This is a genomic window from Phytohabitans sp. LJ34 (assembly GCF_052068095.1).
Lineage (GTDB): Bacteria > Actinomycetota > Actinomycetes > Mycobacteriales > Micromonosporaceae > Phytohabitans.
This window is the reverse complement of the sequence record NZ_JBQHDG010000011.1, coordinates 101,762-125,309: the sequence shown is the minus strand read 5'-3', so window position 1 is coordinate 125,309 and position 23,548 is coordinate 101,762. Positions and strand designations below refer to the sequence as shown.

Annotated in this window: 16 protein-coding genes; 10 read left to right on the top strand and 6 right to left on the bottom strand. The window is 69.0% G+C overall.

Features of this window, described 5'->3' with window-relative positions; translation table 11 throughout:
* Positions 1 to 15: 15 nt before the first annotated feature.
* A complete protein-coding gene (locus ACTMTJ_RS20705) occupies positions 16 to 3,183 on the bottom strand; it encodes an FG-GAP repeat domain-containing protein (RefSeq protein WP_441218966.1) in 3,168 nt (1,055 codons plus the stop codon).
* 181 nt (positions 3,184 to 3,364) lie between these two features.
* Between ACTMTJ_RS20705 and ACTMTJ_RS20700 the strand changes: the two genes are divergently transcribed.
* The 3 genes from ACTMTJ_RS20700 (at position 3,365) to ACTMTJ_RS20690 (ending at position 6,634) form a co-directional block, all read left to right on the top strand.
* On the top strand, positions 3,365 to 3,913 hold the full coding sequence (locus tag ACTMTJ_RS20700) for a SigE family RNA polymerase sigma factor (RefSeq protein WP_441218964.1): 549 nt from the start codon (positions 3,365 to 3,367) through the stop codon (positions 3,911 to 3,913).
* Positions 3,910 to 5,352: a WD40 repeat domain-containing protein gene (locus tag ACTMTJ_RS20695; protein ID WP_441218962.1), complete on the top strand. Its 1,443-nt coding sequence runs from the start codon at positions 3,910 to 3,912 to the stop codon at positions 5,350 to 5,352. The genes ACTMTJ_RS20700 and ACTMTJ_RS20695 overlap by 4 nt, the downstream gene beginning before the upstream one ends.
* Positions 5,353 to 5,542: 190 nt before the next feature.
* Positions 5,543 to 6,634, top strand: coding sequence for a ScyD/ScyE family protein (locus ACTMTJ_RS20690; RefSeq protein WP_441218960.1), 1,092 nt, complete (start codon positions 5,543 to 5,545; stop codon positions 6,632 to 6,634).
* Between the two features lie 56 nt (positions 6,635 to 6,690).
* Here ACTMTJ_RS20690 and ACTMTJ_RS20685 read toward each other — a convergent pair whose 3' ends face one another.
* Together ACTMTJ_RS20685 and ACTMTJ_RS20680 are read right to left on the bottom strand one after the other, a co-directional pair.
* Positions 6,691 to 7,494 carry an alpha/beta hydrolase gene (locus ACTMTJ_RS20685; RefSeq protein WP_441218958.1) on the bottom strand — a complete coding sequence of 268 codons (804 nt, stop codon included), beginning with the start codon at positions 7,492 to 7,494 and terminating at the stop codon, positions 6,691 to 6,693.
* Between the two features lie 91 nt (positions 7,495 to 7,585).
* The gene (locus tag ACTMTJ_RS20680) at positions 7,586 to 8,002 is read right to left on the bottom strand and encodes a DUF1801 domain-containing protein (RefSeq protein WP_441218956.1); all 417 of its coding nucleotides are present in this window, start codon (positions 8,000 to 8,002) and stop codon (positions 7,586 to 7,588) included.
* A gap of 242 nt (positions 8,003 to 8,244) precedes the next feature.
* On the opposite strand from ACTMTJ_RS20680, the gene ACTMTJ_RS20675 reads away from it, so the two are divergent.
* Both ACTMTJ_RS20675 and ACTMTJ_RS20670 read left to right on the top strand, forming a co-directional pair.
* Positions 8,245 to 8,532 carry a hypothetical protein gene (locus ACTMTJ_RS20675; RefSeq protein WP_441218954.1) on the top strand — a complete coding sequence of 96 codons (288 nt, stop codon included), beginning with the start codon at positions 8,245 to 8,247 and terminating at the stop codon, positions 8,530 to 8,532.
* 1 nt (position 8,533) lies between these two features.
* Positions 8,534 to 9,238, top strand: a complete 705-nt coding sequence (locus ACTMTJ_RS20670; protein ID WP_441218952.1) for a peptidoglycan-binding domain-containing protein — start codon at positions 8,534 to 8,536, stop codon at positions 9,236 to 9,238.
* A 77-nt stretch (positions 9,239 to 9,315) separates the two neighbouring features.
* On the opposite strand, the gene ACTMTJ_RS20665 is transcribed toward ACTMTJ_RS20670, so the two are convergent.
* Positions 9,316 to 10,338: an ArsR/SmtB family transcription factor gene (locus ACTMTJ_RS20665; RefSeq protein WP_441218950.1), complete on the bottom strand. Its 1,023-nt coding sequence runs from the start codon at positions 10,336 to 10,338 to the stop codon at positions 9,316 to 9,318.
* A 258-nt stretch (positions 10,339 to 10,596) separates the two neighbouring features.
* Between ACTMTJ_RS20665 and ACTMTJ_RS20660 the strand changes: the two genes are divergently transcribed.
* The 3 genes from ACTMTJ_RS20660 to ACTMTJ_RS20650 are packed head-to-tail and all read left to right on the top strand — an operon-like array spanning position 10,597 to position 12,457.
* Entirely contained in the window at positions 10,597 to 10,995 is a 399-nt protein-coding gene (locus ACTMTJ_RS20660; protein WP_441218948.1) for an SH3 domain-containing protein, read from the top strand.
* 9 nt (positions 10,996 to 11,004) lie between these two features.
* Positions 11,005 to 11,481 carry a hypothetical protein gene (locus ACTMTJ_RS20655; protein ID WP_441218946.1) on the top strand — a complete coding sequence of 159 codons (477 nt, stop codon included), beginning with the start codon at positions 11,005 to 11,007 and terminating at the stop codon, positions 11,479 to 11,481.
* A gap of 46 nt (positions 11,482 to 11,527) precedes the next feature.
* Positions 11,528 to 12,457, top strand: coding sequence for a hypothetical protein (locus ACTMTJ_RS20650; protein WP_441218944.1), 930 nt, complete (start codon positions 11,528 to 11,530; stop codon positions 12,455 to 12,457).
* Between the two features lie 254 nt (positions 12,458 to 12,711).
* Here the strand turns inward: ACTMTJ_RS20650 and ACTMTJ_RS20645 are convergent, their stop codons facing one another.
* Positions 12,712 to 20,166: an amino acid adenylation domain-containing protein gene (locus tag ACTMTJ_RS20645; RefSeq protein ID WP_441219287.1), complete on the bottom strand. Its 7,455-nt coding sequence runs from the start codon at positions 20,164 to 20,166 to the stop codon at positions 12,712 to 12,714.
* Between the two features lie 2 nt (positions 20,167 to 20,168).
* Positions 20,169 to 21,416, bottom strand: coding sequence for an MFS transporter (locus ACTMTJ_RS20640; protein ID WP_441218942.1), 1,248 nt, complete (start codon positions 21,414 to 21,416; stop codon positions 20,169 to 20,171).
* 247 nt (positions 21,417 to 21,663) lie between these two features.
* Between ACTMTJ_RS20640 and ACTMTJ_RS20635 the strand changes: the two genes are divergently transcribed.
* Both ACTMTJ_RS20635 and ACTMTJ_RS20630 read left to right on the top strand, forming a co-directional pair.
* A complete protein-coding gene (locus ACTMTJ_RS20635) occupies positions 21,664 to 23,115 on the top strand; it encodes an RICIN domain-containing protein (protein WP_441218940.1) in 1,452 nt (483 codons plus the stop codon).
* Between the two features lie 115 nt (positions 23,116 to 23,230).
* A complete protein-coding gene (locus ACTMTJ_RS20630) occupies positions 23,231 to 23,542 on the top strand; it encodes a hypothetical protein (protein ID WP_441218938.1) in 312 nt (103 codons plus the stop codon).
* Positions 23,543 to 23,548 lie beyond the last annotated feature (6 nt).

Sequence of the window (23,548 nt, the reverse complement as noted above, 5' to 3'; positions counted from 1 at the left end):
GACCCTCGGGGGTGGTTAGTCTGCGAGTCCCCACTCCAGGACGCCGGACACGACACTGCTGGCGAACCCGCCGCCGGTGGAGGCGGAGCAGGACACCCGGGTGTCGTTGACACTGCCGCCGACCCGCCGGCAGTAGTCGGTCCGACCGTCGCCGTTGACGTCCGCCCAGCCGCGACCGGTGTGGAAGCCCCAGTCGAGGGTCGTCGCCGAGTTGACCTCGGCGCCGAAGCCGGTGCCGGTCGACAGCAGGCAGGACACCAACGAGTCGGTGTGGTTGGCCGTGCCGCGGACCCGGCAGAAGTCCGCCTTGCCGTCACCGTTCACGTCGTTCCAGGTGCGGCTGCCGGGCTGGCCCCAGTCGGCCAGGCCGGAGACGAAGGTCGGGCCGAAACCGGTGCCGGTCGAGGGCGTGCACGCCATCCGCGGCTCGGCCATCGAGCCGACACGGCGGCAGTAGTCGGACTTCTTGTCACCGTTGACGTCCGCCCACACCCGGTCGGAGCTGAATCCCCAGTCGGTCGCCGGAGACACGTACGTGGCCCCGAAGTCACCTCCGTTGGAGACGGTGCAGGCCACGTGCGCCGCCGTGTGGTTGGCTGTGCCGACGACCCGGCAGTAGTCGGCCTTGCCGTCGCCGTTGAAGTCGGTGAACGCCCGCCCGGCGGGGAAGCCCCAGTCCAAACTGGACGAGTTGATGTCGGCCCCGAAACCGGTCCCGGTCGAGGGGGTACAGGACACGAACGCGTTGGTGTGGTTGGTGGTCCCGCGCACCCGGCAGTAGTCCGCCCGGCCGTCTCCGTTGACGTCCGCCCAGGCCCGGCCGACGGAGTGCCCGGCGTCGAGCTTCGCGGAGACGAAGGTGGGGCCGAAGCCGGTGCCGGTCGACGGCGTGCAGACCGCGTTGGCGTTGGCGCGGTTGTCGGCACCGCCGATCCGGCAGTAGTCGGCCTTCTTGTCCCCGTTGACGTCTGTCCACTGCCGACCGATGAGCCATCCCCAGTCGGTGACGCCCGACGTGACCGTCGCGCCGTAGCCGGTGCCGGTCGACAGCGTGCAGGAGACCTTGCTGTCCTGGTGGTTGACCGTGCCGAGGCGGCGGCAGTAGTCGGCCTTGCCGTCGCCGTCGACGTCGGCCCAGGCCAAGCCCGCCGGCCCGTACTCGCGTATCCCCGCCAACTGCTTGTCCAGCACCATCGGCAGGCTGGACGAACACGCTGGCGACTCCGGACAGCTCGCCGCCCGTTCGACGTTGCCTTGAAGCGCGTGGTAGAGGACGCTGCCCTCGTTGACCATGAGGGTGCCGTCCGCCGGCGTGAGTGGCATGGCGGTGTAGGCGCGGGTCGGGATCCGCTGGACGCGCTCGGACCACTCCGGGCCGAACACCGCGGTGGCGTCGGCGCCGCTGCTGAACGGGATGCGTGCGCCGCCGACGACCTGCGCGACCGCCGTCAACGTGTCGCCCGACTTCCCCTGCACCAGGGTCTTCGTCGGCGGCGTGGTCGGCAGTGCGTGGTATGCGCGTGGTGGTACCGCGCGTACGTGCAGGGCCCATTCGGCGCCGTAGCCGAGGTCGACGACTTCCTGTGGGTTGGCGAAGGGGACTACGGCGCCGCCGACGATTTTGGCGACCGGGGTGCTGCCGTTGATGCCCTGGATCAGGGTGCCGTCGGCCGGCACGTCGGCGCGGAGTTCGTTGAACGCCCGGATCGGGATGATCTGGACCTTGCTCGGCCAGTCCGTGCCGTACCCGGCGTCGATGACCTCCTGCGGGCTGCCGAAGTTGATCCGCGCCCCACCGACCATGGTCGCCACCGGCGTGGACACACCCCCACCAGCACCCTGGATCAGCGTGTTGTCGGTAGGCACCCGGGCCCTTGAGTGGAAGAACCGGGCCGGGACAGCCCGGACCTTGCTGGCCCAGTTGGTGCCGTGCCCGGAATCGATGACCTCCTGCGGGCTGGCGAACGGGATGACCGCCTTACCGGCGATCGCGGCCACCGCGGTGGAAACCCCACCGGCCACCCCCTGGACCAGGGTGCCGTTGGCCGGGTCCAACCCCAACGCGTGATAGCTGTTCCCACTGATCGCGGTCACCTTCCGAGCCCAGTCCGTGCCGTGACCGGTCTCGATGACCTCCTGCTGGTTCGCGAACGGCACCAGCGCCCCACCCAACGTCGCGGCCACCGGCAGATCAGTGCCGTTCGACACCGCCTGCACCAGGTTGCCGTCCGCGGGCAGCCGGTTCATGTGATCGCGGGCATCGATCGACCAGTCGGACACCTTCACCGGCGTACCGCAGTTGACCGGGGCGGCGCACGAGTCCTGCCACAACGGGGAACCACCCACGAAGATGTATACCCGGCCGCGCTGGTCGATCGCCGACGAACCATTACGCGGCGTGGCCGGACCAGCGTTGATCACCGCCTGCGTCGTCGGCCGGGACTGCGGCTCACAAATCCCGTTGTCGCAGGTCGCCTGCCACACCGGCGCCCCACCCACCATCTTGTAAATCCGCTTGGTATCCGTCGTTGCCAGCACCGTGCCGTCGGCCACGTGCCGCACGTCCGTCACCGGCTGCGGCACCGGCGGCGTCGGCGGTGCCGTCCCACCGGTACCCGGCCCCTGACCCGAACGGATGACACCAGCCCCGCATTGCTCCTCTAACGTCACGTTGTCGCGCACCAGGCATCGGCCCCAGGACGTGGGCACCCGCGCCACCGACGCCGAAAGCCCGCAATGGCCGCTGCCATCGGCCTTGATCCACGCCGTGATCACCTTAATGAACCGGTACAGAATGTACGGTTTCATCGTCACGAACTCACCCGGCACGGTCCGCACGACCTCGGTGTCCGTCACCGACTGCTGCACGCTAATCTGCGACTGATAGGTCCCACTCAGCTCCAGGATCTTCGCCAGGTCCAGCGAACCCTCAACCGTGATCGAGGCCGATCTCGTCGTCGACCAGGCCACGGCGTATGTCTGCTCAGTAGCCCTGTCGCGGTTACCGTACCGCCGCCAGACCGCATCAGGCGCCGCCTCCAGCTCGGTCTCGGCCCACGACAGCACAGTGTTTTCCTGCCGGGCGTTGAAACACGGATCCCGATACCAGTCGTCGGCCGCCGCCGGCGCGGGCCGGACCACCACTCCCACCGCCGACAACAGCACGGCCATGAGCACCAACACGAACAATGGTCGCCCGCGTGTGTGCACATAGCGGAAAAGCCCCGTCATTGTTACATCCCTAATCGTCGCTCGATTTGCCAGCAGCGTAAGGACGCACGCTTACACCCCACTTGCGCGACGCTGACGTGGGAAGCTCGCGCGCCACGGGCTCAACCGTCCGTGTGGTATCTCGCGTTTGAATATGGGTGACGATCACGACGGAGGTGCGGTGGACCGCTACGCGGGTTTCCGGGAGTTCGTGGTGAGCCGGTCGGGGGCGCTGTCGCGCGCGGCGTTCCTGCTGACCGGCGACTACCACCTGGCGGAGGATCTGGTGCAGTCGGCGCTGGCCAAGACCGCCGCACACTGGCCGCGCGTCCGCGACGGCGACCCGGACGCGTACGTACGCCGGGTGCTCTACAACGAGCAGGTGTCGCGCTGGCGGCGCAAGCGGGTCGACGAGGCCCTCGCCGAGGAGCCGCCGCACTGGTCGGGAGTGGACACCACGGCGGATACGGCGCTGCGGATAACCGTGTTGCGCGCACTGGCGCAGCTGCCGCCGCGGCAACGCGCCGTCATCGTGCTCCGGTTCTACGAGGACCTGACCGAAACGCAGGTGGCCGATGTACTCCAGGTGACCGTCGGCACCGTCAAGCGGGCCAAGCACGACGCCCTCCAACGGCTGCGCGCCATCGCCCCTCAGCTGGTGGACGATGACGCGCCGACGCTGAGCAAGGATGTGACGCGGTGAGTGAACGCCTCCGGCAGGCCCTGAGCGACGCCGGCAGCACGGTGCCCCCCTTCGACGTGTACGAGGCGGCGCTGGCCCGAGGCCGGCGCCTGCGCAGAAACCGGCGCTTGCGCATCACCTCGGCCTTGGCGGCCGTCGCGGCATTGGTGATAGCGACGCCGGTCCTGCTTACCGAAACGGGCGACCCGCCCGCGCCGGGCGCCGTCGCCAAGCCGGCGTCGCTGCCCGACCGGGTGAGCATGGCCCACGCCTGGACGGCCACCGCGAAGCAGGCGCCCGCGGGCCCGGCGGCGCTGCTGCTGTCGGGGAAGACAAGCCCGCCGCCGAGCCTGGCGTTTCCAGAAACGACGATGGTGGCGGTCGGCGCCACCGACAACACGTACCGGACATGGGACTACGACGGCGATGCTCCGGCCGGTTTGGACGCCATGCTGTCGCCGGACGGCACCCGGTTCGTCGTATGGTCGGCGCTGTACGACCTGGTGACCGGCCGCTCGGACGACCTGCCCGGTACCGACTCGACCACTCAGTACCGGCCGCTCGGCTGGGCACCGGACGGCGACACCCTCGCGGTGATCCGGCAAACCGGGCACCAGGAGGGGGGCGCCTTCATCGCCGACGCGGCGACCGCCGGCCTGCTCGACCTGGAGACGGGACGGTTCGCCCGCCTTGTCGACGTCAGCGCGAAGGCGGTAGGCACCATGCCGGGGCACATGGTGGCGTTCACCCCGGACGGCTCCCGCCTGGCGGTACAGGTGGGTGACCAGGTGACGGTGTTCGACCGGCAGGCAACCAGACTCGGCGGATTCACGCTGCGGCACGACAGCCAGCTGGCCGGCAAGGGCGCCTACACCCCCGACGGCAACGGCCTTGTCGTGGTCAGCCGGGCGGCCTGCTGCGCGGACGATCCGGGCCGGCGCGGGTTCACCAGCCGGTGGAGCCTGCGGGTCCTGGACCCCATGTCCGGTGCGGAACAGCGCGGCCTTACCTTCCCGCAGATCACCAACGTGGGCGCGGTACGCCTGCTGGGCTGGTGGCCATCCGGCGACGCGATCGTCGTCGTGAACTACCCGGGCTCCCGCATGTCATCCGACTGGGACCCGGCCAAGGCTGACCCGAACAACGACGCGTGGGGCTACCCGAACCAATACTTCGCCGTCGTCAGGAACGCCGTGCTGGCGCTGAGTCCCGACGGCCGCACCCGCACGCTCTTGACACCGAAGGGCGACGTCGGATCCCTCGACATCGCGGACGAAAGCATCGCCAGCGGAGCCGTCCGACCCGGCGCGAACCCGCCAATACGCCCCATCCGGACCGGCTGGCAAGCGGCCTGGCTAGGGCTCCAAGCCACACTCGCCGCGGTCCTGGTCACCATCGTGCTCGTGGTACGCCGCCACCGGCGATCTACACCGCCCACCACCGAACAAAACCTTCGCTGACTTCACCTACCCCTTCAGGCGCGCGCGGTGGTCGGCTATCCGACAAACGTGTTCAGCGGTATCGGCTCGTGGGATCCGCGGCACGACGCACACTACGCACTGGAGCGCGACGGACACGCTGCCGCGCTGAATGGCGGCGACTCACCTATCCATCGCCCGCCGAGCCCCTACCCCCAGGGAAAGGGAGAGGATGAAAAGTTCCTATGCGCTGAGAGCGTTCGCCGCGATCGGCGCGAGCGCGCTGAGCGTGCTGGCGGCGTCCCCGGCGGCCGCGTCGACCGGGCGTCCTGGACCGCCGGTCAAGACCATCACGAGTGGACTGGACGGACCGTACGGCTTGGACATCGTGTCGTCCACGCGTGCGGTCGTCGCCGAGTCGGACACCGGCGAGATCACGGCGGTCAACCTCAAGACAGGCGCGCAGCGCACCGTCATTTCGGGACTGCCGAGCCCGTCAGGCGTGGCGACGTACGCCAACAAGATCTTCGTCGTGTTGGGCGGCGGGGGTCCGGAAGGTCCTCCGCCACCGACCGGGTACCCGCCGGCGTCGCTGCTGGTGGCCAACAAGGATGGAACGGGTGTCCGCGTCCTGGCCGACCTGATGGCCTACGAGCTGAAGCACAACCCGGATGGACAGGTCCAGTTCGATCCGTCAGGTCAGCCCTACGACGCCCTGTCCAACCCGTTCAGCATGACGTACACCCGATGGGGTCTGCTGATCGCCGACGGTGGAGCCAACGACGTCCTGCGGGTGGATCCGCGCACCGGCAAGATCTCCACCTACTTCGTCCCGCCGAACGCCAAGACACCGGAATGCCTCGCGCCCGGCGCGCAGGCCAACCCCGGCACGATCGGCTGCGACTCGGTACCGACCGGCGTCGCGGTGCATGGCAAATACGTGTACGTATCGACGCTGGGCGCGGAACAACCCGGTGCCGCGGCCATCTGGAAGCTCGACGGCCGGACCGGCAAGGTGCTCAAGGTCTGGCACGGATTCACGTCGCTGACCGGCATCGCGGTGGCGCCGACCGGCACCGTCTACGCCTCCGAGGTGCTCCATGGAGCCCCGCCGGGTGAGCCGCCGCCCGGATTCGATCCGTCCACAGTGGGCCGGATCACCAGGATCGAGCGTGGCAGGATCACTCACGCCCAGGTCACGATGCCGACCGGCCTGGAGTACATCGGTGGACGCCTCTACGCCACGTCGTGGAGCATCGCCGCGTTCCTCGGCATACCGCACGCCGGGCAGCTCGTACAGGTGAATCCCCGCGCGTTCCGCTAGCGAACCGCCTGGGGGTGACGGGTTCACCCCCAGGCGCGGCTGGCCTGCCCGACCGGTCAGGCGGCTCGCACGTGGCGAGTCGCCCAATCGAGCGCGTAGTCGGCCACCTGCTCCCAGCCAGGCTCGACACCGGTGAAGTGTGAGCGGTCCGGAAACTCGTGGGTGTCGGTTGTCGCCGTGGAGTTGCGGTACTTCTTCGCGTTCGACCGGATCACCGACGGCGGCATCAGGTGGTCCTTGCCCCCGATGATGAACAGCAGCGGGGCACGGTCGTCCAGGTCGTAGTCGACCCAGGTCTCCTGGTGGCCCGGCTTCCAGTTGGCTATCAGACCGTAGGCCCACACCCAGCTGCCGGGCGCCGGGATGTGGAGGAGGTCGTACGCCGCGTCGGACTCCTCCCGGCTGACCGTGTTCGCGAAGGCGTAGTGGAACTGCTCCTTGGTGAAACCCACCGCGCGGTGGCGGTTGGCCGGGTTCTTGAGGACCGGAAACAGGGATTTGATCTGCGACGGCGGGTTGACCCGCACACCCTCGGGCGGCGCCGAGTCGATGACCACCGCGGCGGCGCCAAGCCCCCGGTTCACCAGGATCTGGGTGAAGGTGCCGCCGAAGGAGTGGCCCATGATGATCGGCGGACGGTCCAGGCTCTCGATCACCTCGCTGAGGTGGTCGACCGTCGCGGCGACGGACGCCTCGGCGATGACGTCGGGCTTTTCCCGCAGCGCCTCGACCTCGATCTCGAATCCCGGGTACGTCGGCGCGATGACCTCGTGCCCCTTCGCCCGGTAGTACTCCACCCAGCGATCCCAGCTGCGGGCGGTCATCCAGAGCCCGTGGATCAGCACGATCGGCTCACTCATGGTGCTCCTTCCGATGGGCTGCAACGATCGTCGCAACCCTCGGACAGGAGCGCCTCACCCCGCGGGGATGAAGTCGCGGCCCGCCGCCCGGTCAGGAACTCGCGCGGTCGACACCTTTGTGCACCCGCACCGAGCGGTCGACCAGCTCGCGCAACACGCCCAGGTCGACGCCGTCGAGGCTCTTCAGGTAGAGGCAGCCCTTGCCGGTCTTGTGTGGCCCGAGCCGCGCGAGCGTCGAGGCGTGCCGATCCTCGAACCCGCCGACGAGGTAGACCACGAGGTGCTGCTTGCGTGGCGAGAACCCGGCCAACGCGCTGTCACCCTCACGGCCGCTGTCGTACCGGTAGTGATACCGGCCGAAGCCGACGATGCTCGGCCCCCACATCACCGGCTCCTCGCCGGTGATCTCGCGCATGAGCGCGATGAGCTGACCGGCGTCGGCCCGCCGGCTCTCACTCGGCACGGCGGCGAGAAACTCCTCCACCGGCTGCCCGGTCGGCGCGGTCATACCCCACATCCTAGGCCGCCCGCAAGGTGGCGCCTTCAGCCAACCCGCCCCGCCGACCAGTTCAGACCTGCCGTTGTAGTGCTTTGCCTCGGGCGACCCGGTGTCGTCATGTGGACAGTCGCGTGGGTGGGTGGCCGACATTCGTCCGGCTCGGACGGGCCGATACTGGGTCGCAGCAGTGGTCCTGGGCTGTGTCGGCGTGATCCGCCGGAGCCGGGGTCGCGTCCACGCCGCAGGCATCGATGAGCGAGGAGATGCAAGCGATGGGTGAACCAGAAGATCCGGCCGCCGCCGTTCCGGGTGACGCGCAGACGGGCGGGCAGCCGCCAGCGGCGGATGCCGACGTGACGCCGTTCGAGGACGTCGACGTGGAAGAGGGCGTGACGCCGGAGGCGCGGGCGTCGGAGGGCGAGAGGTTGTCCGGCGAGGAGGTCGCGGACATCGCCGCCCAGGTCCAGGAGATCGAGACTGCCAACCGCGGCCGGGGAGCCGGCGAGCAGGTGTCGACCGCGCCCGAGGATGTGAGCTGAGATGACCAAGCTGCTTCAGGTCGGCATGAGCACGGCCGACGAGCTCGACCACAGGTTCGGGCACATCGCCTGCACGCTCGGCGGCGTCAACTACGAGTCGCGGGGTGGCAAGGGGTGCCTGCGCGGGTCGGCCGCGCGGGGTGCGACGCACCGGCTGTTCCGGCACACGTTCCACCTCGTGCTGTCCGATGCCGCCGCGGCGGAGGCCAAGCGGTACGCGGACGCCTGCGTGGGCCAGCGTTACGTGCTGGGCGGAGTCCCGTCGAGAAACAGGGGCGGGGACTGCTCGGGCTACGTCTCGGGCATCATCTGCGCGGCGCGGGGCAAGCCGATCAAGCGGCTGTTCAGCACCGCGACGTGGTTGAGACGGTTCGACGACGGGGACATCGGCTTCCGCAAGGGCCTGGGTGGCGGGGTCGCCGTGGCACCGATCAGCGCGATCGGGCGGCCCGACCGGCCGTTCCCCGGCCGGGATCTGGTGAAGGACGAGAGCCGCCGCAGCGACAACGTCCGCTGGGTACAGGCACGGCTGAACTGCGCTGTCCGCAACAAGCACCCGGAGCTGGGCGGCCGCCGCCTCGACGAGGACGGCCTGTTCGGCAACGACACGCTGAAGGCGGTCAAGGGCTTCCAGCGGCGGCACTCGCTCGACGACGACGGCAGAGTCGGCAGGCTCACCTGGCGCAAGCTCCTCGCCGTCCACTAAGAGAGCGTCTTAGTTGGACCTTCCCGATTCGGCGGTAGCAGACGAGGGTGGCGGAGGCAGAAGTCATCAGGCCGCCCTCAACGCCTCTGCGGGTCTGCGGCCACAGACTTGCTTGTGCCGTTCAGGATGGCGGCTCCAGCCGACGTGATCGTATGTAGGACTCGGTTTTGGTCTCGGCGGCTGGCGACGAGGCCGGCGTCGCGGAGGACCGTGGCATGCTCGCTGGCGCTGGAAGGCGAGATTCCCGCCCGACGGGCGATTTCCGTGGTGGTGACCGAGCCCGACGCGATCACCTCCAGTACCGTCGCTCTGGCGCGGCCCAGCAGCGCTCGCAGAGCCCTTTGGCCGCCTTGGCCAGTCGGCGCCCAGATTCTCGCGACTCTCCGGAGGTCCCGATCGATGGGATAAATCAGTGTCGGGGAGTCGCCGGCGTCGGCGCACGAAGTGAATACCATCGGCCCGGGCTGGCAGAAGAACGACGGCGCGAGAATCACACCGCGACCGGATAGGTGGATGGCCGAATCGACATGCGGCCGATACTCGGTAAGCTCCAGAACGCCGTCCCGCCATCGGATCGATGGATGGAGACCGGCCATCAACATGTCGACGCCACCCTCCAGGAGCAGCCGCGCACATCGGGTCCGCTCGATCTCCAGCGCGGATTCCAGCTCTCGCCAGAACGGTTTGATCGCCACCTGGTGACCCGCGCGGAGCACCGCAGCGAGGTGGTCACGGTCGCCTCGATCCAGAGTCGGCGTCAGCCACGCCGGCCGCGGGTGGCTGCGGTGGCACGGCACCGCCAGTTCTTCGCGCAGCTCGGGCGCGCCAAGCAGCCGGTCCAGCCCGTGGTCGACGTCGGCCACCGGTCCGACCGGGGTGAAAAGGTCGATGGGACCGCAAGTCGTAGGGGCAAGGAAGCGCGCGAGCGCGCGAACCTGCCCCGGCACTCGCGGGGCAACTCTTTCCCGCCAACCCGTGAACTCCACCCTGGCCATCGGATTGTGCAGCGTGCGCATGCTCAGCTGGGTCTCGGCCAAGGGTCCCAACACCACCATGCGAACCCGCGCCACATCCTGTGGCGTGAAGTGGATACGCAGCATGCCCCAGGCCTCGAAGGACGGACGTCACCGATCGATCCGAAGTGTATCCGCACTTGGCCATGTGGGCGTCTGGATGGACGTGCTCAGGATGGCGCACTGGCTGGCGCCTCACTCTCCGTGTCGACGCGGCGGCGCCGGTTCTGATCTTGTCGGCCGACATTCGGCGACAGACGAATGTCCTGTTCCGGCGACCCGGCGAACCCGACAATCGGATGCGCACTGATCCAACAACCAAAGAGGCACGCAAGGAGAGAACAAATGCGAAGCGCATCTCAGCGGATTCGCCTGACGGGGGCTCAGCTAGGTCTCGCGGCCGCCGTGGTCGGCGCGGTCACGGTTATCCCGTCCACCGCCGCACAGGCGGCGTACTCGTGCAGCAACCACGTCGTGGAGAACCTGGACTCGGGCACCGACACCGTCGGCACCTGGACCAACAACGTGAACATGCGGAAAGGCCCAGGCACGGGCTGTGGATGGCTCACCTCGATACCGGCTGCCGCGACAGTGGATCTCTGGTGCTACGACTCGGGTCAGAACATCAATGGCGTTTCCACATGGAGCTACGTCGCCTACGACAATTACCGAGGTTGGGTGTCCGACTACTACTTGACCAACCGCGGCAGTCGCGTCCACTGCCCGCCCTTCCCCGGTAGCTGAGGACACTTCATGCGAAGAATCGCTAGCATCCTGGCATGCGCCGTGATCGCGATCGCCGGGGGACTCGGCCTTGCCGCACCGAGCCAAGCCGCCGTCACATGCGGTTGGCACAGTGGCCACATCGGCGACTCCTCCAATTGCGACAACCTCCCGGTCGCCGAGTGCGCCAACTGGCGGATCGCGCGTACGACGCCCATCGGTCCAGGCATCGCGGTCGACCTGTACTACAGCCCTACCTGCCGAACCGTCGCGGGGAGCGTCCGCGCCACGGTCGGTGATCTCTACACGGAAAACTGCTACGTGAAGGTCCACCGCAACTCCGACAACGAGGTTCTCTACGCCGGCGTGGAGCAGCGGTCGCGCAACCCCAACTTCTACGTCGGCACCACGAACATGCTCTACGACGCCGACGTGACGTCGTACGCGTGGAGCCACTGCGAACTGAGCAACGGTGCCGTCTACCGAGGCGGCACACCGTCCTACTGACCGCGTCGATCGCGGATCATTCGTCAACGTGGTCGGGAGGACCAACATGCGCACAATTCTGCGACGTGCCCTTGCCGCCGGTGTGGCGACCATCGCCACTGCGACCGCGCTGCTACTACCTGGCGCGCCTTCGGCAAACGCCGGCCCGACTGACCCACCCGAAGGCGGGAACACGGCGTGTCCCTTCGACTGGGGCACCTTCTCCAGGGTGCTCGGCGTCGCGCACTGCTATTCCGGTGCCCATGAGCTGTGGCTCGTCGATAGATCGCTCGGTGCGAAGCTCCGCGTCGTGTCCCAGAGGCAATGCTGCCAAACCGGCTCTGAGAGCAGGTTTCACAAGAGGTATGCCGGGGAATGGGCCGACTACATCCGTGCCGGAGGAGGACCGGCAGTGCCGCCTTCATCCAAGCTCTTCGGCCTGGTGAACGCGGGATTCCTGGTCGACGACGGCGGCTCGACATCGCGACTGTCACTCCCCGAAAAGAATTTCGACGTAGTGCAAACTCCAGGGTACGCGTATGACCACCACGGTGACGCCGCATGGGGTTTCCGCAAGCGCATGATTCGACTCGGAGATCCCAACGCCGCTTTCCAACAGGTCGCCTTCGGAGACTTCGGCAACCAATGCGAATGCCCAGATCGGGGCGCATACACCCTGTCCGACATCTTCAACGAGTTCAACGGGTTCTACGAGGCGACGATGGGGTTCATCCCATGGGACGCTCCCAGTGACGCCAACGAGAACAAAGGACGCACCCTGGTGGGTTACAACTTCACCACAGGAAGAATCTATATCCAGATGTCAGAGCCGGTAACCCTCGCGGCGGCCGTCAACCGGCTCTACTCAGTAGGTGCGGAGTGGGTGATTCAGTTCGACGGCGGCAGAAGCTCACAACGCTGGAGCCTCACACACGGGCATTGGAGCCAAAATTTCGGCAGGAGTGTGCCAGAGGTCCTCGCCATCTACGGGGGCTAAAGTCACGCTCCGTCCTCGGACGGTCGCGTCCTTGGTCAGCTCAACGCCGCTACGAGCGCAAAGCAGCGAGTAACGCCGGCGGTGCCGGGGGCGCTGTTTCGGTAGCGGTCGGGACGGGACACCGCCCCCGCGGTGATGGCCCTGCCGGCAAGCTCCCCGAACGCCGGCGGAGGCCGACCCGTCCCGGCCGCCTGACGTCCGCCCGCGTCGCGGGAGCACCCCCAGCGCTGCTGTGGCTGACGCGGGCCTCGTTGCTAGGGCTGGCGGTCCCTGCGTGGTCGCATTGACCGGGCGGTGGTGCCGCTGTGGTCGAGGCTTTCGGCGAGCAGGGCGACGGTGGGCGCTTCGAACAGCGTCCTGATGCTCAGCGGGACGCCGAGCCGCGACCGCACGCGGGCCGCGATCCGGGTGGCGAGCAGCGAGTGGCCGCCGGACTCGAAGAAGTCGCTGTCGATGGAGATCGTGGGCAGGCCGAGTATCTCGGCGAAGACCTCGCACAGCAGCTCTTCTGTTGCCGTCCGGGGTTCGCGGCCGGCCCGCACCGCCTGATGTTCCGGCTCGGGCAGCGCGCGGCGGTCCACTTTGCCGTTGGGTGTCAGTGGGAGCTCGGCCAGCAGCATCATCGACGACGGGACCATGAAGTCCGGAAGGCGTCCGGCCACGTGCCGGCGTACGGACAGCAACAGGTCGCCGTCGCCGCTCGACCGGGCCGGGGAGTTGGCGTACCGGGCGAGGTCCAGGCTCGGCGGGTCCGTGCGGTAGAGGGCCGCCTGGGCGGTCGAAGCTTTGCTGAAAAGGATGTCGAGCGCACCGTCGTCGGCGTTCGCCGACCAGGTCGCCGCCATGTCGTGTCCGGTGCGGTCGGCCAGTCGCTGAAACTCTTCCAGCGCCGGGGCGTCCGGCCGGCCGCGCGACACCCGCAAGGCCTCGGCGATGTCGCCTCCACTGTCGACCACGCACATCGCGCGGTGGTCGGCGATTACCCTCCGGTTGGGCACGGACAGCAGCTGGAGGCCCCGCGTTTCGGTGCGCAGGCGTGCTTCGACGCTGTCCACAGTGTCCTGTGGACTCCACCGGATCTGGGGCACTGCCGGATCGCCGGCGGCCGACGTACGTATCACCACGTCGTACCGGTAGCGGCTCAGCTCGTTGTCGTAGCCGCCCGCCTTGACCCGGACCTCGCACGCCGCGACACCGTCGAGATGCTCTGGCAGGGCCGCGAAGAAGTCCGGATCGAGGAGCAGCTCGGTCTCCAGGCGCAGCGCGGCGTCGACCCCCGCCGTCACCTCGCGCGCGGTGCCGTGCCGTCGCAGCTCCACAGCCGTACGCATGCAGCGGAGCAGGCGGAGGTTGCGCACGTCGCCGACGAAGACCGCACCGCCCGGGCTAAGGCACGCCAGCGCTCCGCGTAGCACCTGAAGGAGGTAGTCGAGGCTCGGGAAGTACTGCACGACGGAGTTCAGGATGACGACGTCGAAGGAGCGCGGTGGAATGTCGTCGAGGACGTCCGCCGGCCGCACCCGGAGATCGACCCGGTCGACGAGGTCTTCGCCGAGCCCGGTGCGCAGCGTCTCGATCGCGGCCGGGGAGATGTCGGTGCCGGTGTACGACTCGCACAACGGCGCCACCGACGACAGGATCAGTCCCGTGCCGACGCCGATCTCCAGCACCCGCTTCGGGCGCAGCGCCAGGATCCGCTCCGCGGTCGAGTGATGCCATTCCCGCATCTCGGCCTCGGGTATGGGTTCTCCGGTGGCGGAGCTGGTCCAGATCGCGTATCCCGCGCCGGCGCCGGGCGATCGGTAGGCGGAGTCCCATTTGGACCGCCACTCCTCCAGCAGGGCCCGCTCCCCCTCGCTTCTGCGATGCTCGTCGTCGGCGACGAGGTAGGCCACCAGGCTGTCGTCTCGGGCGGTCACGACCGCCTGTCTCACCGCGGGGTGGGCGGTCAACGCCGCCTCGACCTCGGCCGGCTCGACCCGGTGGCCGCGGACCTTGACCTGGTGGTCGGTGCGGCCGACGAACTCGAGGGTGCCGTCGGGGAGCCAGCGGACCAGATCGCCGGTGCGGTAGACGCGTGCGCCCGGCACCGTGGAGAAAGGGTTCGGGACGAACCGCTCGGCGGTCAGCTCCGGACGGCCGAGGTAGCCCCGAGCCACACCGGCCCCGCCGATCCACAGCTCCCCCGGGGTGCCGATGGGCGCCAACTGTCCACGGACGTCCACAATGTACAGCTGAGTGTCGGCGATCGGGCGCCCGATGGGCATGACGGCACCCGTTCCCGCCGAGCCGACGACGTGGCAGGTGGAGATGACGGTGGTCTCGGTGGGCCCGTACCAGTGGATCAGCTGGCCGGGTGCGTGCGGCGTGGCCAGGATCCCGTCGACCACGGCACGCGGGACGGCCTCGCCGCCGTAGCACACCGTCTTCAAACCGGCGAGCAGGCGTGGCCGCGCCGACAGGTGGCTGTTGAGCAGCACGGCACCGATCCGCATGACGGTCACGCCGTACGCGTCGAAGGCCGCCCTCAGCCGGTCGGGGTCGACGAGTACCTCGGTGGGGATGACGACCATCGTGGCCCCGGCCGTCAACGCGCCCCAGCATTCGAAGACGGAAATGTCGAAGCTGAACGTGGCGGCCTGACCGACCACATCGGACGGAGTGACGTCCGCCAACCCGTGGATGTACCGCAGGAAGTTGACCACCGCGCGGTGTGGTGTGAGCACACCCTTCGGGACGCCGGTCGAACCCGAGGTGTAGATGACGTACGCCAGGTGGTCCGGGCCCGCACCGGGTGGCGGATCGGTCGCCGGGCACGTGTCGAGCGCCGCGGCGTCGGTGTCGAGCAGGACCATCTGGCCGGCATGGTCGGGCAGCCGGCCGGCGAGGTCGTCGCGGGTCACCACCAGCTCGGCCGCGCTGTCCCGGAGCATGAACGCCAGCCGCTCCGCCGGATAGCTCGGGTCCAGCGGCAGGTAGGCACCGCCGGCCTTCAACACACCCAGAAGCGCCACGACCATGTCGAGTCCTCTGTGGAGGTGTACGCCGACGGGTATGTCGGGCCCGACCCCGCGCGCGCGGAGGTGATGAGCCAGTCGGTTCGCCGCGGCGTTCAGCTGTGCGTACGTCAGCCGCTCCGTGCCGGACACGACGGCGACCGCGCCGGGCCGTACCCGTGCCTGCTCCTCGACGAGCTGGTGTAGACACTTGTCGTCCGCGTGCCCCGCCGCGGTCCCGCTCCACCGCTCCAGCTGAGACCGCTCGGCCGCCGGGACGACCTCGACCGCGGTGACCTGACGTCGCGGATCGGCGACCACGGCCGCGAGCAGCGTCCCGAACCGGGCGACGAGCCGGTCGATGGTGCCTTCGTCGAACAGGTCCGTAGAGTAGGTCAGATGTCCGGCGAGGTCGCCGCCGTCCCGCTCGGTGAGCACGACTGACAGGTCGAACTTCGCGGTGTGGCTGGGCACGTGGAACTGTTCGACGGCGAGACCCGGCAGTGTCCAGCCTTCGCCGGTAGCGGTGTGCATGCTGAAGAGGACCTGAAACAGCGGCTGCCGCGACAGGTCGCGTTCCGGCGCGAGGTGCTCCACCACCCGTTCGAAGGGAAGGTGTTGGTTGTCGAAGGCGTCGAGAGTCGCCGCCTTGACCCTTCGCAGGATCTCCGGAAACGCCGGGTCTCCGGCCAGATCGCAGCGGATGACGACGGTGTCGACGAACAGTCCGATCAGGTGTTGCACCTCGGGCCTGCTCCGGCCGGCGGATACGACACCGACCGCCACGTCGTCCTGCCGGCACCAGTGGGACAGCAGCAGTTGGAAGGCGGCCAGGACCACCATGAACAGCGACGCGTCCTGGCCGCGGGCGATGTCCCGCAACCCGGAGACGATGCCGTCCGGGACGGTGAACAGGTACGCGGCGCCACGCCCGGAGCGGGCGGCCGGGCGGGGACGGTCGGTGGGCAGGTCGAGCGGTCGCAGTCCGTCGAGCGCGGAGCGCCAGAAGCTCAGCTGCTTCGCCGAGACGACCGGCAGCCACTCGCGTTGCCACATCGTGAAGTCGCCGTACTGCACCGGCAACGCGGGCAGGTCGGCACTTCTGTCCTCCACCGCCGCGGCGTAGAGCTCCCGGAGCTCACGTGCGAGTACGCCGAGCGACCACGCGTCGGTGACGATGTGGTGCATGCATACCAGAACAAGGTGCTCGTCCTGAGCCAGGTGCACGACGCTCACCCGCAGCAGGTGTCCCGCCGCGAGGTCGAACGGCCGGTGTGCCTCCGCGCCGATCGCCTCGTCGGCCGCCCGTTCCCGGTTCGCGCCGCCGGCGACGGCGGTGAGGTCCACAATGGTCGCCGCGACCGGCCAGGGCTCCTCGACGACCTGCCGGGGCTCCAGCGCCGGACCGGCCACAAACCGCGTGCGGAGTACCTCGTGACGGCTGACGAGGGCGGAGAACGCGGACTCGAGCGCCGTGACTCGCAGGTCGCCGGTCACCCGGAGGCCGACGCAGACCACGTAGTCGGCGCTGTGCGGGGTCAGCTGGTCCAGAAACCACAGTCGTCGCTGGCCGAAGGAGAGCGGCAGGTCCTTGGCCGATCGCGCGGTCATCGCGGGCGCGGCTTCGCCGGTCCACGCTTCGACCTTGGCGGCGAGTCCGGCCACTGTGGGGGTGGCGAACACGTCCCGGACGGTCACCGCCGCGCCCAACTGCTTGGTGATACCTGCGACGGCCCGGATCGCGAGCAGGGAATGCCCGCCCAGGGCGAAGAAGTTGTCGTGGATCCCCACCTGTGCCAGCCCCAGGACCTGTGCCCAGATGCGCGCGACCGCCTCCTCCACGTCGGTGCGCGCGGCGGCGAACTCGGTACTCAGCTCGGGTCTGGAGCTGTCCGGTGCGGGCAGCGCGGCCCAGTCCACCTTCCCATTCGGGTTGAGCGGAAGAGCGTCCAGGAAGACGAACGCGTTGGGCACCATGTGCTCGGGGAGTGTCCGGGCGCACCAAGCACGGAGGTCGTGGACGGTCGCCGGCGCGGCGAGCACGCAGTACGCGGCGAGACGGTCGCCGTGTGCCACGACCGCGCAGGAGACGACGCTGTCGTGGCCGAGGAGGACCGTCTCGACCTCGCCGGGTTCGATGCGGACCCCACGGACCTTGACCTGCCGGTCAGCGCGACCGAGGTATTCGAGGTGACCGTCGGGCAGCCAGCGGACGAGGTCGCCCGTGCGGTACAAGCGTTCGCCCGGGTACTCGGGGAACGGGCTGGGGACGAACCGTTCCGCGGTCAGCTCCGGCCGGTCGAGGTAGCCACGGGCGACGCCGTCGCCGCCGATCCACAGCTCGCCGCTCACCCCGACCGGCACCGGGTTTCCCGCGCGGTCCACGACGAACGTCCGGGTGTTGGCGATGGGCCGCCCGATGGCGGTCGGGTGCGTCGGGCCGACCACGTGGTACGCGGAAAGCACCGTCGTCTCGGTCGGGCCGTAGCCGTTGACGACATAGCCGGCCACGTCGACGAGCCTTCGGGCCAGGTCGGCCGTCAACGCCTCCCCCGCGGTCACCGCCTTGAGGTTGTCGATCCGAAACGGCAGGGCCGCCACGAGCTGCCGCCACTGCGACGGCGTGGCGCAGACAAGGCTCACCTTGTGGTCGACGATCAGGTTGGCGAGATCGGTGGGCGAACGCACCGTGTCGTGGTCGGCGACGACGATCCGCGCGCCGACCGTCAGCGGCACGAAGATCTCGATTGTCGCGACGTCGAAGCTGAACGCGGTGGCGAAGAGGACCCGATCGGTCGGTGCGGCGCGGAGGATCTGTCGTGCCGCGGCGAGGAAGTTCGTGACGGCGCCGACCTCGACCACCACGCCCTTGGGTCTGCCGGTCGATCCGGAGGTGTAGATGACGAAGGCGGTGTCGCGCGGCGTGGTGACCCGGTGCGGGTCCGTGTCGGGACCGGCGGCGAACCCGTGCGGGTCGGCGTCGAGAAACACCGTCTGCCCGCCCGTGTTTCGTAGGCCGGTGCGCCGGTACGTGAGCAGGATGGGCGCCGCGCAGTCACGGAGCATGAAGGCGAGCCGGTCGGCCGGATGGTCGGGGTCGAGTGGGACGTAGCCACCGCCGGCCTTCAGCACCGCCAGCGCTGCCATGATCATGTCCGCGCCGCGGGGCAGGCCGACCGCGACGAGGACCTCCGGCCCGACTCCGTGTGCGCGTAGGTGGTGGGCCAGTTGGTTGGCTCGGGCGTCGAGCTGCCGGTAGGTCAGGGTCTGATCGCCGTCGACGAGCGCGACCGCGTCAGGTGTCGCCGCGACGTGTGCCGCGAAAAGGTCGGGGATGCCGCCGAGCGGCACATCGAGACCCGTGTCGTTCCATTCGACGAGGAGCCGGCCGCGTTCGTCCGCGGGAAGAAGCTCCAGCGCGCTCACCCGCCGCTCCGGGTCGGCGGCGATCCCGGACAGCAGGGTCGTGAGGTGGCCGGCCATCCGCGCGATGGTGGCCTGGTCGAACAGGTCGATGCTGTATTCGAGCTGGCAGTCCAGCCCGGTCGCGCTCGGCACCGCCAGCAGCGTCAGGTCGAACTTGGCCGTGCGGTCGGGAACGTGGAACCGCTCGATCGCGAGTCCCGGTATCTTCCAGCCCTCGTCGTCCATCGTGTCGCGGAGGACGAAGAAGACCTGGAACAGCGCATGGTGTGACAGCGCGCGGTCGGGCGCCAGGTCTTCGATCAGCCGCTCGAATGGAAGGTCCTGGTTGTCGTAGGCGTCCAGGGCCGTTTCCCTGACCCGCCGCAGCAGCTCCAGAAACGTCGGGTCGCCGGACAGGTCGGTGCGCATGACGAGCGTGTTGACGAAGAAGCCGACGAGGTCTTCCACCTCGGGCCGGTCACGCCCGGCGGTCGGCACTCCCACAGCGATGTCGTCCCGGCCGCTGTACCTGCTCAGGAACAGCTGAAACGCGGCCATCACCAGCATGAACATCGTGACGCGCGCACGCTGGGCGATGCCTCGCAGCTGTGCGGCGACACCGGCCGGCACCGCGAACCGCCAGGTCGCACCCTGTCCAGATCGGACGGCCGGGCGGGGACGGTCGGTGGGCAGGTCGATCGGTTCGAGGCCGCTCAGCTGTTCGCGCCAGTAGCCGCGCTGCCGCCGCTGGACCTCGTCGTCCGGCGAAGCGCGCTGCCACACCGCGAAGTCGGCGTACTGGACCGGCAGGCGCGGCAGGTCCGCGACCCGGTCCTGTGCGGCGGCGGTGTAGAGCTCGCTCAGGTCGCGCACGAGCGTCCGCAGCGACCACTCGTCGACGGCGATGTGGTGGACGCACAGCAGCAGGATGTGTTCACCGGGCGCGAGCCGGATCACCGTCACCCGCAGCAAGCGGCCGCTGGCAAGGTCGAAGGGTGTGTGCGCCTCGACGTCAACGAGCGCGCCGGCGGCCCGCTCGTCGAGGTCCGTCACGGTCACGGTCACCGGCCAGGGCGCGCCGACAACCTGTCTGGGCAGGCCGTCCTCGCCGGCGACGAACCGGGTGCGGAGCAGTTCGTGGCGCTCGACCAGGCCGGTGAACGCCGATTCCAGCGCCCCGATGTCCAGGCCGCCGCTCACCCGGAACCCGAACGGCACCACGTACTCGGCGCTGCCGGGTGTCAGCTGGTCCAGAAACCACAGGCGCTGCTGGGCGAAGGAGAGCGGAGCATGGTGGTGTCCGGGCACGGTCAAACCGCCTCTACTAGGGACTTGTGATCCTGCGGCCGGGTCCGCAGCCGCCGGACGCCGCGGGTCGACAACATGCCGCCGACGCCGGCGACGATGACGAGGCCACACATCGCCAGCGTCTCCCCGCGACCGATCCGGTCCGCGACCGGCCCGATCGCGAGTTGGCCGGCGGGGATGGCGACGTACGAGCCCAACAGGTCGTAGGAGTAAACCCGGCCGAGGACCTCGGCCGGGACCTCCTGTTGCAGCGACGTGGCCCAGGCGACGCTGAACTGCGCCACCCCGAGTCCACTGAGGAGCATGGCCGCCAGCATGAGCTGCACCGCCGGCCGCGCGGCGAGGGCCAGCGGCGGCAGCGCCATCGGCAGGACGCACACCACCCCGATCAGGAGCGGTCGTCGCGGCCGCAGCCACAGCGCGACAAGCCCACCGAGCACGAGGCCGACGGTGTACGCGGCGAGGACGAGACCCCACGCCGCGCGGCCGAACGTCTGGTCCGCCTGTGCGGGCCCCAGCACCCTTGTCGCACCGGAGTACGCCGCGTTGACGAAACAGAAGCAGACGACGGTCATCCAGATCCAGGACCGCCGGGCGAACTCCGACCACCCTTCGCGCAGGTCCACCAGGAGCGGTGTCGCCGCCCGGGTCGCGGTGCCCTCCCACCGGACGGACCGGAAGCACAAGGCCGCCAGGCCGAAGGTCGCGGCATCCACGGCCAATCCCCACCCCGGTCCGACAGCGGCCACGAGCAGGCCGCCCACGGAGGCACCGACGACCATCGCCGTGTTCGTGTTGATGCCGCTTATCGAGTTCGCCCGGCGCCGCAGCGCGGCCGGCACGGTCTGCGGTGCCAGGGCCAGAAAGGCGGGCCGGGCGAACGCGGCGAAGGCCCCGCCGCACGCGGACAGGAACGCGAGCACGGGTACCGAGGCGTCCCCGCCCAGCACCAGGATCGCCGCCACCGCCTGGCTCGCCATGCCGAGCAGTGCCGAGCCGGTGAGGACGAGGTCGCGCCGCAACCTGTCCGCCAGGAGCCCGCCGAGGAGCAGAAATGCCACGTTGGCCACCGAGGCCGCGCCCACGACCAGCCCGAGCGCGACCAGCGAGCCCGTGATATCCAGTACGGCGAACGCCAACGCGATGGGCGCGATCCCGTTGCCCAACAGGTTTACCGCCTGCCCGAGGGTGAGCCAACGGAAGCCGGGGTAGTGCAGCGGGCCGGATCCGGAGGCGGAACGCGGGCGCACCGCACGACCATGACCGACGGGTGGTACACGGTCAAGGCCAACCGCATTCACTTCGACTTCACTCTGGCCGCCGGGGCGAAGCCGGCGCAGGCCGGACCCATGTTCGACCTTGAATGTTCCTGAACGTGTCGGTTCGAATTGTGGCGTCCAGTTGTTGTTTGCGTTACCGATGTAATACATGAGACAAATAGCGTCGTCCGATGGTCAGGTATCAGGACCATCGCGGAGCACTCGGTGGTTGCAGCGGTTGTCGATCGCCTTGGTGACCGCGCTGGCGGCGCTGGGCAGCGTCGTCGTCATCTCGTCGCCGGCCACTGCCGCCACCCGCCAGTTCCGCGGCATGAACTGGGCGGTACTGGGAGACAACTTCAGCACCGGACCGCTCGTGCTGCATGGGCTGAGCTCGTCCGACAGCAATGCGACGGTGCAGGCCAAGGCCAATGCCCTATATGACGACATGACTATCATGGGCGTCAATACCGTCCGATTGCCGATCAACACCCACACGGTGGGGACGGCATGGTGGAACGCCTACCGCGGCGCCATCGACGCGGCCACCGCGCGCGGATTCAAGGTCATCTTAGCCTATTGGGAGGACGGCGCCGCCTCCGGCGGCAGGATCACGAACCTCGCCGCGTGGAACGCGATGTGGTCCAACGTGACCAACACGTACGGCTCGAACACCAACGTCTACTTCGAGCCGATGAACGAGCCGCACGGCTACAGCTCGACGGAGTGGCGCAACGTCGCGGCCAACTGGCTCAGCTACCACTACTCGGCCGTGCCCGGCCGGGTGCTCATCGGCGGCACCGGCTACAGCCAGGACCTGCGGGACGTCTGCAACGACAGTCGCTTCAACTCGACGCTGCTGTCCTTCCACCACTACGCCTTCTTCTACGGGGCGATGACGTACGACGCCTTCCGCAGCCACATCCAGACCCGCCTCGGAAACTGCGCCTCCCGCGCGGTCGCGACCGAGTTCGGCGCGCCGATGAACAACGGCCTCAACTACGCCGACCCGAACAGCACCGACAACTTCGTGCGCCACATCCGCGCCATGGCCCAGGTCATGCGGGACAACCAAATGGGCGGCACCTACTGGCCCGCCCTCGGCGGCAAGCCCGGCACCATCGGGTACGACTGGTACTCGATGTTCGCCCTCAGCGGCAGCGGCACCAACCTCAACCTGACCATCCGCAACACCTCCGGCGCCGACCGGATCCGGTATGCCTGGGGCGACACCATCGGCAGCGACCCCACGACACCTCCGCCACCGGCGGGAACCTTCTACCGGGTCGACGTGCGCCACAGCGGCAAGGCCATGGACGTCCAACAGCCGAACACCGACAACGGTGCGCGCGTCGGCCAGTACACGTACGGCGGCAGCGCGTGGCAGCAGTGGCAGTTCCAGGACGCCGGCAGCGGCTACTGGCGCATCATCAGCCGGCACAGCGGAAAGTGCCTCGATGTGGTGAGCGCTTCGACCGCCGACGGCGCCGAACTCGTCCAGTACACCTGCGGCACCGGCAACAACCAGCAGTTCCAGATGGTCGCCAACGGCAGCTACTTCCAGCTCCGGGCACGACACAGCGGCAAATGCGTGGACGTACCGGCCGCGTCGACCGCGGACGGCGCGATCCTCAAGCAGTATCCCTGCAACACCGGCACCAACCAGCAGTGGTCACGCACGGCCGTCTAACGGTCATGCGGCATGCCGAGGCGATGCCGTTTCGATGAATGTGGCCCGCGATGCTGTCCTGGACAGTATCGCGGGCCCGAGTCGTCTCCGGGCCATGAGTCAAGGTGGAGGCAGGATGAAGGTTTTCGCTCGGCTGCTGCTGGGCACCGCCCTCGTCGCGGCCGGTTTGACGGGCGGCGCCACCGCCGCACAGGCCGCGCCGGGCAATTGCACCATGCAGACATTCGGCGAACCGCCGAGGGGAGCCCGGGTCTCGTGCGCGTCCGGCACCGGGTTCGTGCGCATCGTCATCGACTGCGTATCCGGTCCAGCCATCGATCCGGTCCGCACGACGATCTTCGGTCCGTGGGTCGGCGTCGGTGGCGTTTCCAGCGCGGTCTGCCCGCCCGGCGCCCTCCTTGAGCGGAGCAGGTTCCAGCTGTTCTAACCTTCG

Excerpts from the sequence above, each read along its gene's own strand:
- ACTMTJ_RS20685 (WP_441218958.1), bottom strand. The coding sequence starts at position 7,494 with ATGAGTGAGCCGATCGTGCTGATCCACGGGCTCTGGATGACCGCCCGC.
- ACTMTJ_RS20655 (WP_441218946.1), top strand. The coding sequence starts at position 11,005 with ATGCGAAGAATCGCTAGCATCCTGGCATGCGCCGTGATCGCGATCGCC.
- ACTMTJ_RS20690 (WP_441218960.1), top strand. The coding sequence starts at position 5,543 with ATGAAAAGTTCCTATGCGCTGAGAGCGTTCGCCGCGATCGGCGCGAGC.
- ACTMTJ_RS20670 (WP_441218952.1), top strand. The coding sequence starts at position 8,534 with ATGACCAAGCTGCTTCAGGTCGGCATGAGCACGGCCGACGAGCTCGAC.
- ACTMTJ_RS20700 (WP_441218964.1), top strand. The coding sequence starts at position 3,365 with ATGGGTGACGATCACGACGGAGGTGCGGTGGACCGCTACGCGGGTTTC.
- ACTMTJ_RS20665 (WP_441218950.1), bottom strand. The coding sequence starts at position 10,338 with ATGCTGCGTATCCACTTCACGCCACAGGATGTGGCGCGGGTTCGCATG.
- ACTMTJ_RS20660 (WP_441218948.1), top strand. The coding sequence starts at position 10,597 with ATGCGAAGCGCATCTCAGCGGATTCGCCTGACGGGGGCTCAGCTAGGT.
- ACTMTJ_RS20630 (WP_441218938.1), top strand. The coding sequence starts at position 23,231 with ATGAAGGTTTTCGCTCGGCTGCTGCTGGGCACCGCCCTCGTCGCGGCC.
- ACTMTJ_RS20680 (WP_441218956.1), bottom strand. The coding sequence starts at position 8,002 with ATGACCGCGCCGACCGGGCAGCCGGTGGAGGAGTTTCTCGCCGCCGTG.
- ACTMTJ_RS20675 (WP_441218954.1), top strand. The coding sequence starts at position 8,245 with ATGAGCGAGGAGATGCAAGCGATGGGTGAACCAGAAGATCCGGCCGCC.
- ACTMTJ_RS20650 (WP_441218944.1), top strand. The coding sequence starts at position 11,528 with ATGCGCACAATTCTGCGACGTGCCCTTGCCGCCGGTGTGGCGACCATC.